The sequence below is a fragment of the Variovorax sp. SPNA7 genome (assembly GCF_033807855.1).
GTDB classification, from domain to species: Bacteria; Pseudomonadota; Gammaproteobacteria; order Burkholderiales; family Burkholderiaceae_C; genus Variovorax; species Variovorax beijingensis.
In genome coordinates, this window is record NZ_CP138513.1 from 3261336 (window position 1) to 3274823 (window position 13488).

Annotated in this window: 11 protein-coding genes; 5 read left to right on the forward strand and 6 right to left on the reverse strand. The window is 67.7% G+C overall.

What is annotated here, in order from left to right; translation table 11 throughout:
• Nucleotides 1–45: 45 nt before the first annotated feature.
• Together RZE77_RS15310 and RZE77_RS15315 are read right to left on the reverse strand one after the other, a co-directional pair.
• On the reverse strand, nucleotides 46–2190 hold the full coding sequence (locus RZE77_RS15310) for a RelA/SpoT family protein (protein WP_319442366.1): 2145 nt from the start codon (nucleotides 2188–2190) through the stop codon (nucleotides 46–48).
• Between the two features lie 106 nt (nucleotides 2191–2296).
• Nucleotides 2297–3256 carry an alpha/beta fold hydrolase gene (locus RZE77_RS15315; protein ID WP_319438194.1) on the reverse strand — a complete coding sequence of 320 codons (960 nt, stop codon included), beginning with the start codon at nucleotides 3254–3256 and terminating at the stop codon, nucleotides 2297–2299.
• A gap of 68 nt (nucleotides 3257–3324) precedes the next feature.
• Here RZE77_RS15315 and RZE77_RS15320 point away from each other — a divergent pair, with 68 nt between their 5' ends.
• On the forward strand, nucleotides 3325–4095 hold the full coding sequence (locus tag RZE77_RS15320; RefSeq protein WP_319438195.1) for a 3-hydroxybutyrate dehydrogenase: 771 nt from the start codon (nucleotides 3325–3327) through the stop codon (nucleotides 4093–4095).
• A 6-nt stretch (nucleotides 4096–4101) separates the two neighbouring features.
• On the opposite strand, the gene RZE77_RS15325 is transcribed toward RZE77_RS15320, so the two are convergent.
• Entirely contained in the window at nucleotides 4102–4812 is a 711-nt protein-coding gene (locus tag RZE77_RS15325; protein ID WP_319426246.1) for an SIMPL domain-containing protein, read from the reverse strand.
• 59 nt (nucleotides 4813–4871) lie between these two features.
• The gene (locus tag RZE77_RS15330; protein ID WP_319438196.1) at nucleotides 4872–5171 is read right to left on the reverse strand and encodes a hypothetical protein; all 300 of its coding nucleotides are present in this window, start codon (nucleotides 5169–5171) and stop codon (nucleotides 4872–4874) included.
• A gap of 230 nt (nucleotides 5172–5401) precedes the next feature.
• Here RZE77_RS15330 and ompR point away from each other — a divergent pair, with 230 nt between their 5' ends.
• Nucleotides 5402–6133, forward strand: a complete 732-nt coding sequence (gene ompR / locus RZE77_RS15335; protein WP_012747691.1) for an osmolarity response regulator transcription factor OmpR — start codon at nucleotides 5402–5404, stop codon at nucleotides 6131–6133.
• A 76-nt stretch (nucleotides 6134–6209) separates the two neighbouring features.
• Nucleotides 6210–7619 carry a sensor histidine kinase gene (locus RZE77_RS15340; RefSeq protein WP_124960526.1) on the forward strand — a complete coding sequence of 470 codons (1410 nt, stop codon included), beginning with the start codon at nucleotides 6210–6212 and terminating at the stop codon, nucleotides 7617–7619.
• A gap of 1 nt (nucleotide 7620) precedes the next feature.
• Here RZE77_RS15340 and ispF read toward each other — a convergent pair whose 3' ends face one another.
• Complete coding sequence (gene ispF / locus RZE77_RS15345) at nucleotides 7621–8115, reverse strand: 2-C-methyl-D-erythritol 2,4-cyclodiphosphate synthase (RefSeq protein ID WP_124960525.1); 495 nt, start codon at nucleotides 8113–8115, stop codon at nucleotides 7621–7623.
• On the reverse strand, nucleotides 8112–8825 hold the full coding sequence (gene ispD, locus RZE77_RS15350; protein ID WP_319438197.1) for a 2-C-methyl-D-erythritol 4-phosphate cytidylyltransferase: 714 nt from the start codon (nucleotides 8823–8825) through the stop codon (nucleotides 8112–8114). Before ispD ends, ispF begins: the two co-directional genes overlap by 4 nt.
• Nucleotides 8826–8942: 117 nt before the next feature.
• Between ispD and mfd the strand changes: the two genes are divergently transcribed.
• Both mfd and serB read left to right on the forward strand, forming a co-directional pair.
• Nucleotides 8943–12434, forward strand: a complete 3492-nt coding sequence (gene mfd / locus RZE77_RS15355; protein ID WP_319438198.1) for a transcription-repair coupling factor — start codon at nucleotides 8943–8945, stop codon at nucleotides 12432–12434.
• The gene (serB, locus tag RZE77_RS15360) at nucleotides 12431–13144 is read left to right on the forward strand and encodes a phosphoserine phosphatase SerB (protein ID WP_319438199.1); all 714 of its coding nucleotides are present in this window, start codon (nucleotides 12431–12433) and stop codon (nucleotides 13142–13144) included. The genes mfd and serB overlap by 4 nt, the downstream gene beginning before the upstream one ends.
• The last annotated feature ends 344 nt before the right edge of the window (nucleotides 13145–13488 follow it).

The window sequence follows — 13488 nt, forward strand, 5'->3', positions numbered from 1 at the left end:
ATGTGTCCGAGAAGCAGCTATTGTAGCAGGAGAAAACGCGCTTTTTCAGCGCCGACGTGCAGATCGCACACCGGCAACCGCCATCACCACGCCAAGCACCTGCGTGAGCCGCGCCGCATCGGAGATTTCCACGGTGAAAGTCATCCATGCCGTGCCCTTGACCGATTGGGTCTGCACGCCGATCACATTCATCTTCTCGCGTGCGAACACATCGGAGATGTCGCGCAGCAGGCCCTGGCGGTCGGCCGCTTCGACGGCCACGTCGACCGCATAGACCGGTGCTTCGCCACCCTTCGCGGCGCCCCATTCGACATCGATCACGCGCTCGCCGTCGCGCGAGGCCATCATCCGGAAATTGCTGCAGTCGACGCGGTGCACGCTCACGCCGTGGCCGCGCGTCACGAAGCCGCGGATGGCATCGGGCGGCGCGGGCTTGCAGCACTTGGCGAGCTGCGTCATCAACGAAGACACGCCCACCACCAGCACGCCGCCCTTGCCGGACTTCTCGCTCGCGCGCGGCTTCTTGATCTGCACGCCGTCGTCGGGGTTGGGCGCGGGCTCGGGCGGGCGCAGCAGCACCTCGATGTTGCGCAGCGAGAACTCGTCCTTGCCGACCACTTCGAACAAATGATCCGCCGACTTGAAGCCAAGCTGCGAAGCCAGATCCTCGAGCCGCGTGGAGGTCTTGCCTTCGCGCTGCAGCAGCTTCTCGACCGCCTCGCGCCCGCGCGCCACGGTTTCGTGCGTGATCTGCGCGTTGAACCATGCGCGCACCTTGGCGCGCGCGCGGTGGCTTGCAAGATAGCCGAGCTCGGCATTGAGCCAGTCGCGCGAAGGGCCGCCCTCCTTGGCCGCGATGATCTCGACCGTCTGGCCGTTCGACAGCGGCGTGTTGAGCGGCACCATGGCCCCATCGACGCGCGCTCCGCGGCAGCGGTGGCCCAGCGTGGTGTGCACGGTGTAGGCAAAGTCGACCGGCGTCGCGCCCTGCGGCAGTTCGACGATGGCCGCGTCGGGCGTCAGCACATAGATGCGGTCGTCGAAGAGCCCCTGGCCTTGCGAACCGCCCGAAAGGTCGCGCTCCCACGCCAGCAGTTGCCGCAGCACTGCGATCTTCGCGTCGTATTCGCCGCTCGCCCACACGCCCGCATAGCCCTTGTGGCCGGCTTCCTTGTAGGCCCAGTGCGCCGCCACGCCGTGCTCGGCATGGTCGTGCATTTCTTCGGTGCGGATCTGGATCTCGATCGGCTTGCCGGGCTTGCCGTCGACCATCTCGCGCACCACGGTGTGCAGCGACTGGTAGCCGTTGGGCTTGGGCCGCGCGATGTAGTCGTCGAACTCTTCGTCGATCGGCAGGAAGTGCGAGTGCACCCAGGCCAGCGCCGCGTAGCAGTCCTTCACGTCGGGCACCACCACGCGCAGCGCGAGGATGTCGAACACCTGCGCGAAGTCGAGCGACTTGCCGCGCATCTTCTTGACGATGCTGTAGATGTTCTTGGGTCGCCCCTGCACCGTGGCGCGCACGCCTTCGGCCTGCAGTTCGCTTTCGAGTTGCGAGCGCAGCTGCTCGACGTGGCCTTCGCGCTCGACGCGCTTCTCGTCGAGCAGGCGCGCGATCAGCTTGTAGGTCTCGGGCTCCAGGAAGCGGAACGAGAGGTCTTCGATCTCCCACTTCACCTGCCAGATGCCGAGCCGGTTGGCGAGCGGCGCGAACACCTGCAGCGACTCGCGCGCCACGCTTTCGGGCGCCGGCTGCTTGCTGGCGGCGGCATGCCGCAAGGTCTGCAGCCGCGATGCGAGGCGCAGCATGACCACGCGCAGGTCACGCGAGAACGCAAGCAGCATCTTGCGCACGTTCTCGGTCTGCGCACCCGCCGCGCCTTCGGCCAAGTGATGGCCCTGCGAAGCCGAGCGGGCCTGCTCCTGCACGCGCACCAGCTTGGTGGTCTCGACCGCCAGCGCCGCGAAGTTGTCGCCGAACACCTTAGCGATGACCTCCTGCGGACGGTTGAGATGCTGGCAGGCGTAGACCAGGTAGCTCGCGGCCTGCATGGCCTCGGAGCCGCCCATCTTCGCGACGATGGCCGCGACGGCGTCGGCATGCGCCAGCGTGTTCTCGCCGGTGTCGAGCTTTTCGTCGGCGATCAGCGGCTCGGCGAAAGCGCGCGCACGGGCGAGCATGTTCTCCATGACCGGCGTGCGGTCGGCCGTGGCGGCGGACAAGGGATAGTCCACCACCGCCGTATCGGAGGCGTGCGCCGTTTGAAGACTCGAGGACTCGCGCTTCACGTTGGCCTCAATCGAACAGGAAGTTGGTGACGGCGCCTACCTGCCCGGGGTCGACGAAGGTGGGCGCATGGCCCACGCCTTCGAACTCGATCAGCGCCGCGCGCGGACCGCGCTGCGTCATGGCGAGGGCCGTTTCGCGCGAGAGCAGGTCCGACTGGGCGCCGCGCGTCACGAGCGTGCGCGCATCGATGGCGTCGTAGAGGCTCCACATCACGGAACCGCCCTGGGCCGCAGCCTCGGGCGTGATGGCGCGCAGCGCAACGGCAATGGCCGGGTCGTAGTGAAGCAGCCAGGGGCTGGCCGAATCGCCATGGGATCCGCCGGGCTCCACCTTGCCGGCGCCATCGGCCGTGCGCTGCGATGCGGGCACCACCATGTGCTGCGACAGCGAAAGCCATTGGGCAGGTGTATGGGGTCCGAAGCTGGTCGAGATCGCCCACATGGCGTCCGCCGCCGACTGCAGGCTTTCGTAGCGGCCACCCTGCCCCACGTAGGCGCCGATGCGCTGCAGCGCCGCGGCCTCGATCGTCGGGCCCACGTCGTTCACGATGAAGCGGCGGATCGGACGGGCCAGCGGCAGTTGCTTGTGCCCCGCCAGCACGAAGCCGATCAGCCCGCCCATGCTGGTGCCCAGGTAGTCGAGCGTGTCGATCGGTTGTTCGCGGTGCAGCTGTGCAACGAGCGCCAGCATGTCGGCCGCATAGACCGGCACCTGGTAGAGCGCCGGATCGCGCAGCCAGTCGCTGCGGCCGCGCCCCGCCACGTCGGGGCAGACCACGCGCACGTCGCCGGCGGCGCGTGCCACGAGGGCCTGTGCGAGCACGTCGAAGTCGCGTCCCTGCCGCGTGAGGCCGTGCACGCAGACCACCACGCGCGCGCTGCGCGCGTCGCCCCATTGCCAGTAGGCCATGCGGTGACCGCCCTGGGCGTCATCGCACGCCACGTAATGAAGCGTCGGTTCTGTCATGAAAACGAAGTCGTCCTGGTGCGGATAATGGTCTCGTCGCATCCTAATTCATCCGGAGATTGATCTTCATGCTCAAAGGCAAAACCGCGCTTGTCACGGGGTCCACCAGCGGCATTGGCCTTGCCATTGCCAAGGCGCTCGCGCAACAAGGCGCACACATCGTGCTCAACGGCTTCGGCGACGCCGAAACCCCCAAGGCCCAGATCGAGGCGCTCGGCGTGCGCGCCGAATATCACGGCGCCGACATGAGCCAGCCTGGCCAGATCGAGGACATGATGAAGTTCGCGGCGTCCAAATTCGGCCGCGTCGACATCCTCGTCAACAACGCCGGCATCCAGCACGTGGCAAAGGTCGAGGACTTCCCGCCGGAACGCTGGGACGCCATCATTGCCATCAACCTCACGAGCGCGTTCCACACGACGCGGCTCGCCATTCCCGCGATGCGCGAGGCCAACTGGGGCCGCATCATCAACGTGGCATCGGCCCACGGGCTGGTGGCCTCGGCGCAGAAGTCGGCCTACGTGGCGGCCAAGCACGGCATCGTGGGCTTCACCAAGTCGGTGGCGCTCGAAACCGCGACCACCGGCATCACGAGCAATGCGATCTGCCCGGGCTGGGTGCTGACGCAACTGGTGCAAAAGCAGATCGACGACCGCGCGGCGCGCGAAGGCATCTCGGCCACGCAGGCGCAGAACGAACTGCTCGGGGAAAAGCAGCCTTCGCTGCAGTTCACCACGGTCGAGCAGCTCGGCGGCCTTGCGGTGTTCCTGTGCTCGCCCGCTGCCGACCAGGTGCGCGGCGTCGCCTGGCAGATGGACGGCGGCTGGACCGCCCAATAGAAGAAGCTATTTGAGCTGCACCGATCCCGACACGTTCACAACCACGCTGGTCTTGCCGGCTTCCACCGGCACCGGCGCATCGGCCGCATAAGACTTGGCTGCCGCCGCCATGACGCGCGGCCGGATCGGGCCGCTGTCGTTCGCGTTCACCGACACTTCGCGCAGCGTGTAGCCGCCGAAGCCGAAGCCCTTGGCCAGTTCGGTGGCCTTCTGCTTGAAGTTCTCGATGGCGATGGTCTGGGCCTCGGTCTCGCTCTTGGCGCGCTGCTCGCGGCTCAGCGCGAAGCCCACGTTGCCGACGTTCAGCGTGGTGATGCGGCCCGCGGTCTGCGTGATGCGCGGGAAGTCGCGGCCCTCGAGCACCATTTCGGCGGAGCCCTGCCAGCCGTTGATCTTGCCTTCACGGGTGTAGCGCGGCGACAGGCTGAAATTGCCGGTGCGCACGTCGAGCTGGCCGGGCTGGGCATTTTTCTTTGCCTCGGCCAGGGCCGCGTCCACCGCGGCCTTGAGTTGCGACTGGACCGTGGCGGCGTCGGCTGCGTCGCGCGTGGTGGTAAGCGTCATGCTGAGCATGTCCTGCTGCACTTCCACCGTACCCGAGGCTGTGAGCTGCAGCACGTTCTGCGGCGGCGGGACCATGTTCTGGGCCATGGCGGTGCTTGCGGCGCCTGCCGCAGCCAGTGCGACGCAAGCCGCGATCAAACTGATTTTTTTCAAGACGAGGTAACCCCCTGGGTTGGTATTCGAGAACGCCAGAACGCGCGGCCCTCGCCGCTTCAGCGGCGCTGGCTGCGTGGCAAGGTCAGGGCGCGCGCGGCCGAGATCGGCTCCGGCACCATTCGCTCGGCCGGTTGCGATTCTGCCGAATTCAGCACGTTGGGTGTGCCGGGCGGCGTCCATTGCTTTCGCACCTGCTGGCGCAGTTCGAAGAGTTCGGCCGCCGTGAGGCGCCGGCCGGCCACGGCCTCCTCCCGCCGGATTTCGTCGCGCTGTGCGGCACGGTGGGCCGCCACGGCTTCGCGTACCTCGCTGCGGCGCGAATCACCGACCCTGAGAAACTCGCCGGCGCTCGCCAAGGCAGGTCCGCAGCTGCAGGCAACAAGGATCGGCAGGACGGGAAGAAGGGTTCTCATTGAACAAAAGTCGTAACGCTGGCCGGACTTTGCCACTGCCGGGCGAACGTCGGATGACTAGACAGCTAGCGACCGCAAGTTTTGTAACTTAGTGTCAAACCATAAGTAAAACCGGCTCAACGGGGGCTCAACGCCTTCAGAATCGGCGCTGTTACAAATTCAACGTTGTAGAAATGACTCAAGTTCCCGCCCGCACTGACAAGATCGTGATCGTCGACGATGACGCCCGCATCCGCGACCTGCTTCGCCGCTACCTGACCCAGGAAGGTTTCGAAGTGATCGTGGCCGAGGACGGCAAGGCGCTCAACCGCATCCTGTTGCGCGACACGGTCGACCTGATCGTGCTCGACCTGATGATGCCCGGCGAAGACGGCCTGTCGGTCTGCCGCCGCCTGCGCGCCGCCAACGACCGAACGCCAATCATCATGCTCACCGCCAAGGGCGAGGACGTCGACCGTATCGTCGGCCTCGAGGTCGGCGCGGACGACTACCTGGGCAAGCCGTTCAACCCCCGCGAACTGCTGGCGCGCGTGCATGCGGTGCTGCGCCGCCGTCCGCCGCTCGAAGCGCCCGGCGCCCCTTCCACCGAGAACGAGACCGTGACCTTCGGCCCCTTCGCCTTCGACCTCGGTTCGCGCACGCTCAAGAAGGATGGCGAGGAACTCTCCCTGACCACCGGCGAATTCGCGATGCTGAAGGCGCTGGTGCGCCATCCGCGCCAGCCGCTGTCGCGCGAGAAGCTGGCCCAGCTGGCCCGCGGCCGCGAGTTCGAGCCCTTCGACCGCAGCCTCGACGTGCAGATCTCGCGCCTGCGCAAGCTGGTCGAGGCCGACGCGGCCGCGCCCCGCTACATCCAGACCGTGTGGGGCGTGGGCTATGTGTTCGTGCCGGACGGCACGGCCTGAACGACAACCTGAGGTGGCCATCGGCCTGCAATCCGCCAGACCCAGCCCAGCCCAGGAGGACGGCGCGCAGGTCACCATGCCAAGCCCCCTGGAGGGCAGCGGCCAGCGTGACCGGCGACCGGGCCTGAAGCTCGGCTTCAGCCTTTTCTGGCGCACATTCTTCCTGCTCGCGTTGCTGCTGATCGGCTGTACGGTCGCCTGGCTGCAGACCTTCCGCTCGCTCGAATACGAGCCGCGCGCCATCCAGACCGCACACCAGATCGCCTCGCTCGTGAACCTCACACGCGCGGCGCTGGTGTACTCGGATGCGATCACGCGGGTGTCGCTGATCAAGACGCTGGCCGACCAGGAGGGCGTGCGCATCCTGCCGCGCGAGCCCAACGACCGCTTCCAGCCCTACACCAGCGGCGCACTCGACCAGCGCGTGACCGAGGAGCTGATCGACCAGCTCGGCGAAGGCACCACGGTGGCCAGCCGCGTCAACGACGAGCCGGGCCTGTGGATCGGCTTCACCATCGAGAGCGACACCTACTGGCTGCTGCTCGACCCGACCCGCTTCAGCCGCGTGGGCGGGCGCACCTGGCTGGTCTGGCTCAGCACCGCCATGGCCCTGTCCCTGGCCGGCGCGGCGCTGATCACGCGGCTCATCAACCTGCCGCTCAAGCAGCTGTCGCGGGCCACCATGCAGGTGCGCGAAGGCGAGTACGAGGCGCACCGGCTCGACGAGAGCGCCCGCACCAACGAGATCCGCGCGGTCAACATCGGCTTCAACCGCATGGCCGACCAGCTCGCCAAGATCGAGCAGGACCGCGCCATCATGCTGGCCGGCATCTCGCACGACCTGCGCACGCCGCTCGCGCGGCTGCGGCTCGAAACCGAGATGAGCGTGTCCGACGAGGACGCGCGCGACCACATGGCGGCCGACATCGCCCAGCTCGACGCCATCATCGACAAGTTCCTCGACTACGCGCGCCCCGACCATGTCGACCCCAAGCCCGTGCTGCTGCGCGACGTGGTCGATGCCTGCACCTACGCCGTGCAGGACTACGAAGAGATGAACATCCGCGTCGACGTGCCGCCCGACCTGCGCGTGCTGGGCGACGAGGTCGAGCTCACGCGCGTGATCTCCAACCTGGTGGAGAACGCGCGGCGCTACGGCAAGACTCCCTCCACCGGCATTGCCGACGTGGTGATCCAGGCGCAGTCGAACAACGACGCGGTGCTGATCAAGGTGCGCGACCACGGCGCGGGCGTCGAGCCCGCCCTGCTCTCGCAGCTGACCAAGCCCTTCTTCCGCGGCGACGTGGCGCGCACGTCCGCGGCCGGCGCCGGGCTCGGCCTGTCGATCGTGGCAAAGAACATCGAGCGCATGGGCGGCACCTTTGCGCTCACCAGCACGCCCGGACGCGGCCTGGCGGCACACATCCGCATGCCGCGCGCCATGCCCGAGCCGAGGCCGGCGGAAGCCCAGGGCCGGCGGGCCTGAATCAGCCCTGGCGGTGCAGCAGCACCACCGCGCGGGCTTCCATCGCACGGCCTTCGCCGACGGGGCCGAGCTTCTCGGCCGTCTTGGCCTTCACGTTGACCTGGTCAGGCGCAAGGCCCAGCACCTGGGCAATGCGCCGGCACATGGCCGGAATGTGCGGCGCCAGCTTGGGCGCCTGCGCAATCACCGTGCTGTCGACATTGCCGATCTCCCAGCCCGCGGCGCGCACGCGGCGTGCCGCTTCGCCGAGCAGCACCGCCGAATCGGCGCCGCGAAACTGCGCGTCGGTATCGGGAAAATGCCGGCCGATGTCGCCCAGGCCCGCCGCGCCGAACAATGCATCGGTGATGGCATGCAGCAGCACGTCGGCATCCGAATGCCCCAGCAGGCCGGTGGTGTGCGGAACCTCCACGCCGCCGAGGATGAGCTTGCGCCCCGCCACCAGCTGGTGAACGTCCCAGCCCTCGCCCACGCGGATGTTGAACGCGGCCGTCATGCGATGGCCTTCCTGCGGCCGAGCAGCACCGCCTCGGCCAGCGCGAAGTCCTCGGGAAAGGTCACCTTGAAGTTCTGCGCGCTGCCCGGCACCAGCAAGGGCGACAGGCCGATGGCCTCGATGGCGCCGGCCTCGTCGGTCACCGCGTCGCCCGCCCGCTCCAGCGCATCGAGCAGCATGCCGATGCGGAACATCTGCGGCGTCTGGGCCAGCCACTTGTCGGCCCGCGAAAGAGTCTGGGAGACGCGGCTGTCGGCCGAGGACGCCTTCAGCGTGTCGGCCAGCCGCTGCGCCAGCAGCCCGCCGACGGCGTCGTGCTCGCAGGCCGCGATCAGCGCCTCGATCTGGCTCGAGGTGACGAGGCAGCGCGCCGCGTCGTGCACCAGCACCCAGTCATGCGCCCCGGCCCCCTTCTGCCGCAGCGCCGCGAGGCCGTTGCGCACCGTGGCGGCGCGCGTGACGCCTCCCATGCGCAGCAGGAATTCGTTGTCGGCCGGAAAGCGCGGCAGCGCCGCCTGCACTTCGCGGTCGTCCGGCGACACCACCACCGCCAGCCCGGCGAAGCGGCCCGCCAGCGCGCGGAACGCAGCCACCGTGTGGGCCACCATGGACGATCCCGCCAGCCGCTGGTATTGCTTGGGCTGAACGCCACCTGCACGGTGGCCGAAACCGGCACAAGGAATCAGCACGAAAAGTCGGGAAGAAGACATGGGGGTGCGGCACGAGCCAAGGGCCGGCAAGCGGATAAAGGGCCGCCATTCTAGAATCGACCGTCTCACACACCCCTCGCCCTCAGCGCGGGGTGTTCTGCATTTTCAAAGCGTTCCATGGACCTCCCCCACCTCACGGCGGGCAAGCGATTCACGCTGCCGCGTCCTCCTCTGTCGGCCGATGCCCTGCTGCTGGCGCAGCTGGGCATGCGCGAGAAGGCCGCGGGCCGCGCCACCGCGATGTTCACGGCCGACGCCAACGACGCGCAGCGGCTGATCGACGAGATCGCCTTCTTCGCGCCCGAGCTGCGCTGCGCCCTGTTCCCCGACTGGGAAACGCTGCCCTACGACAGCTTCTCGCCGCACCAGGACCTGATCAGCGAGCGCCTGGCCACGCTCTGGCGCATCAGCCAGAAAGAGGCCGACGTGGTGCTGGTGCCCGCCACCACCGCGCTCTACCGGCTCGCGCCGCCGGCCTTCCTGGCCGGCTACACCTTCCACTTCAAGGCCAAACAGAAGCTCGAGGAGTCCAAGCTCAAGGCCCAGCTCACGCTGGCCGGCTACAGCCACGTGACGCAGGTGGTGAGCCCCGGCGAATACGCGGTGCGCGGCGGCCTGATCGACCTCTTTCCGATGGGCTCGCTGGTGCCCTTCCGCGTCGACCTGTTCGACGACGAGATCGACTCGATCCGCACCTTCGACCCCGACACCCAGCGCAGCCTCTACCCGGTGCCCGAAGTGCGGCTGCTGCCGGGCCGCGAGTTCCCGATGGACGACGACGCCCGCGCGCGCTTTCGCAGCCGCTGGCGCGAGCTGCTCGAAGGCGACCCGACCAAGAGCCGCATCTACAAGGACATGGGCAACGGCGTGGCCACCGCCGGCATCGAGTACTACCTGCCGCTGTTCTTCGACGAGACGGCCACGGTGTTCGACTACCTGGGTGCGGACGCCACCGTGGTGCTGCACGGCGACCTCGAGCCCGCGTTCCAGCATTTCTGGCAGGACACGAGCGAGCGCTACCGCCTCGTGCGCGGCGACCCCGAACGCCCGGCGCTGCCGCCCGAGGCGCTGTTCCTGAGCGCCGAGCAGTTCTACCAGCGCGCCAAGCCGCATGCGCAGCTCGCCATCCGCGGAAGCGCCGGCGACATTGCCACCGACACGCCCTACGCCGAGTTCGACAAGCTGCCGCCCTTTGCCGTGGTGCGCGGCGCAGAGGACCCGCTGGTCGGCCTCAAGGCCCACATCAAGGCCACGCCGCACCGCGTGCTGCTGATCGCCGAAAGCGAAGGCCGGCGCGAAAGCCTGCTCGACTTCCTGCGCGCCAGCGGCGTGAGCCCGCCGGCCTTCGATTCGCTGGCCGAGTTCGAAGCCTCGGCCGACGAGAAGATCGGCATCGCCACCGCCGCGCTGGCTTCGGGCTTCGCGTGGCGCGAGCAGGGCATCGACTTCGTCACCGAGACCGAGCTCTTCGCCACCGCGCCCACCACGCGCCGGCGCAACAAGAAGCAGGAACAGGTCAGCGACGTCGAGGCGCTGATCAAGGACCTGTCCGAACTCAACGTCGGCGATCCGGTCGTCCACACCGCGCACGGCATCGGACGCTACCGCGGCCTGATCCACATGGACCTGGGCCAGGGCACCGATGCCGAAGGCAAGCCGCTCTTGCAGGAAATGCTGCACCTGGAGTACGCCGACAAGGCCACGCTCTACGTGCCCGTCTCGCAGCTGCACCAGATCAGCCGCTACACCGGCGTCAGCGCCGACGAGGCGCCGCTGCACAAGCTGGGCTCCGGCCAGTGGGAAAAGGCCAAGCGCAAGGCCGCCGAGCAGGTGCGCGACTCGGCCGCCGAGCTGCTCAACATCTACGCCCGCCGTGCCGCGCGCCAGGGCCATGCCTTCCGCTACTCGGCCGCCGACTACGAGGTGTTCGCCAACGACTTCGGCTTCCAGGAAACCGCCGACCAGAAGGCCGCGATCCACGCCGTGGTGCAGGACATGATCTCGCCGCAGCCGATGGACCGCCTGGTCTGCGGCGACGTGGGCTTCGGCAAGACCGAGGTGGCGCTGCGCGCCGCCTTCATCGCGATCACCGGCGGCAAGCAGGTGGCCTTCCTCGCGCCCACCACGCTGCTGGCCGAGCAGCACTACCAGACGCTGGTCGACCGCTTCGCCAAGTGGCCGGTCAAGGTGGCCGAGATGAGCCGCTTCCGCTCGGCCAAGGAGATCACCACGGCGGCCAAGGGCCTGGCCGAGGGCACGGTCGACATCGTGGTCGGCACGCACAAGCTGCTCTCGCAGTCGGTCAAGTTCAAGAACCTGGGCCTGCTCATCATCGACGAGGAGCACCGCTTCGGCGTGCGCCACAAGGAAGCGATGAAGGCCATGCGCGCCGAGGTCGACGTGCTCACGCTCACCGCCACGCCGATTCCGCGCACGCTGGGCATGGCGCTCGAGGGCCTGCGCGACCTCAGCGTGATCGCGACCGCGCCGCAGCGGCGACTGGCCATCAAGACCTTCGTGCGCAACGAGGGCACGGGCGTGATTCGCGAAGCCGTGCTGCGCGAACTGAAGCGCGGCGGGCAGGTGTACTTCCTGCACAACGAGGTCGAGACCATCGAGAACCGGCGCCAGAAGCTCGAGGAGATTCTTCCCGAGGCCCGCATCGCCGTGGCCCACGGCCAGATGCCCGAGCGCGAGCTCGAGCGCGTGATGCGCGACTTCGTGGCGCAGCGCTACAACCTCCTGCTGTGCTCGACCATCATCGAGACCGGCATCGACGTGCCGACCGCCAACACCATCGTGATGAGCCGCGCCGACAAGTTCGGCCTCGCGCAGCTGCACCAGCTGCGCGGGCGCGTCGGGCGCTCCCACCACCAGGCCTATGCCTACCTGATGGTGCCGGACACCGAAGGCCTCACCAAGCAGGCGGCGCAGCGGCTCGACGCGATCCAGCAGATGGAAGAACTGGGCTCGGGCTTCTATCTTGCGATGCACGACCTGGAAATCCGCGGCACGGGCGAAGTGCTGGGCGAGAACCAGAGCGGCAACATGATGGAGATCGGCTTCCAGCTCTACAACGAGATGCTGAGCGAGGCCGTGCGCGCGCTCAAGGCCGGGCAGGAGCCCGACCTGCTCGCGCCGCTGTCGGTCACCACCGAGATCAACCTGCACGCCCCCGCCCTCCTGCCCGACGACTACTGCGGCGACGTGCACCTGCGCCTGTCGTTCTACAAGAAGCTGGCCACGGCAAAGACGCCCGAGCAGATCGACACCTTGCTCGAAGAAATCGTCGACCGCTTCGGCAAGCTGCCGCCGCAGGCGCAGACACTGATCGACACGCACCGGCTGCGCGTGCTCGCGCGGCCCTATGGCGTGGTGAAGGTGGATGCGGCGCCGGGCATCATCCACATCACCTTCAAGAAGGATCCGCCGGTGGATTCGATGGCCATCATCCACCTGATCCAGAAGAACAAGCACATCAAGCTCGCGGGCAACGAGAAGCTGCGCATCGAGCGCGAGCTGAAGGAGCCCAAGGAGCGTGCGCAAATGGTGCGCGACGTGCTGCGCAGTCTCGGACAACCGATCGTCAAGGAACCCGCCCCCGCATGAGCGCAATCACAGAAATCTCCCCCGGCCTCGTCATCCAGCGCGTGAAGCCGCCGCTGAAGCTGGCCGACTTCAAGCTGATCGCGTTCGACATGGACTCGACGCTGATCAACATCGAGTGCATCGACGAGATCGCCGATGCCGTCGGCAAGAAGGCCGAGGTGGCCGCGATCACCGAAGCCACGATGCGCGGCGAGATCAAGGACTTCAAGGAAAGCCTGCGGCGGCGCGTGGCGCTGCTGAAGGGCGTGCCGGTCGAGGCGCTGCAGCAGGTCTACGACGAGCGGCTGAAGCTCAATCCGGGCGCGGCGGAACTGGTGGCGGCCTGCAAGGCGGCCGGCCTCAAGGTGCTGCTGGTGTCGGGCGGCTTCACCTTCTTTGCGAACCGCGTGAAGGACCGCCTGGGCATCGACTTCGCGCGCTCCAACCTGCTCGACGAGGCCGACGGCAAGCTCACCGGCCAGGTGGTGACGCAGAGCTGGGGCGACATCTGCGACGGCGCCGAGAAGCGCCGCACGCTGCTCGAGGTTGCATCCCTGCTGGGCATTTCGCCGCAGGAAGCCATTGCCGTGGGCGATGGCGCGAACGACCTGCCGATGATGGCGGAAGCCGGCCTCTCGGTGGCCTATCACGCCAAGCCGAAGGTGCGCGAGCAGGCCATGGTCGCGATCAACGAGGGCGGACTTGAACGGCTGCTGGAGCTTCTGGAGTGAATGTTTTTTGTTGTGCGTGCAATGCTTGTTCAGGGCGCGCTCCCGCCGACGGGGTACCTTGCTCCGCGAATGTCCTCCGGCCTGCGGCCTCCCCCTTGATTTCGCTGCGCAAGGCACCCCATCGACGGGAGCGTGTTCAGAGCACTGGTTGATCAGCCGCGAACCGGCAGCGTGCCCAGGTGCACAGGGCATCGGGTGCTCCCCGCAGCGAAATAAAGGAGGAGGCCGAAGGCCGGGGGACATTCGCGGAGGGGAGTACCCGGTGGCCTGTGCACGCGCCCCGAAAAACCGCCCGAACCAATTCACGCACATCAAAAACACAAGCATCCCGCAACAACCAGCTT

What these genes read in the sequence shown, in the direction of transcription:
- RZE77_RS15310 (WP_319442366.1), bottom strand. Translation starts at nt 2,190, where the DNA reads ATGGAGAACATGCTCGCCCGTGCGCGCGCTTTCGCCGAGCCGCTGATC.
- RZE77_RS15315 (WP_319438194.1), bottom strand. Translation starts at nt 3,256, where the DNA reads ATGACAGAACCGACGCTTCATTACGTGGCGTGCGATGACGCCCAGGGC.
- RZE77_RS15320 (WP_319438195.1), top strand. Translation starts at nt 3,325, where the DNA reads ATGCTCAAAGGCAAAACCGCGCTTGTCACGGGGTCCACCAGCGGCATT.
- ompR (WP_012747691.1), top strand. Translation starts at nt 5,402, where the DNA reads ATGACTCAAGTTCCCGCCCGCACTGACAAGATCGTGATCGTCGACGAT.
- RZE77_RS15340 (WP_124960526.1), top strand. Translation starts at nt 6,210, where the DNA reads ATGCCAAGCCCCCTGGAGGGCAGCGGCCAGCGTGACCGGCGACCGGGC.
- ispF (WP_124960525.1), bottom strand. Translation starts at nt 8,115, where the DNA reads ATGACGGCCGCGTTCAACATCCGCGTGGGCGAGGGCTGGGACGTTCAC.
- ispD (WP_319438197.1), bottom strand. Translation starts at nt 8,825, where the DNA reads ATGTCTTCTTCCCGACTTTTCGTGCTGATTCCTTGTGCCGGTTTCGGC.
- mfd (WP_319438198.1), top strand. Translation starts at nt 8,943, where the DNA reads ATGGACCTCCCCCACCTCACGGCGGGCAAGCGATTCACGCTGCCGCGT.
- serB (WP_319438199.1), top strand. Translation starts at nt 12,431, where the DNA reads ATGAGCGCAATCACAGAAATCTCCCCCGGCCTCGTCATCCAGCGCGTG.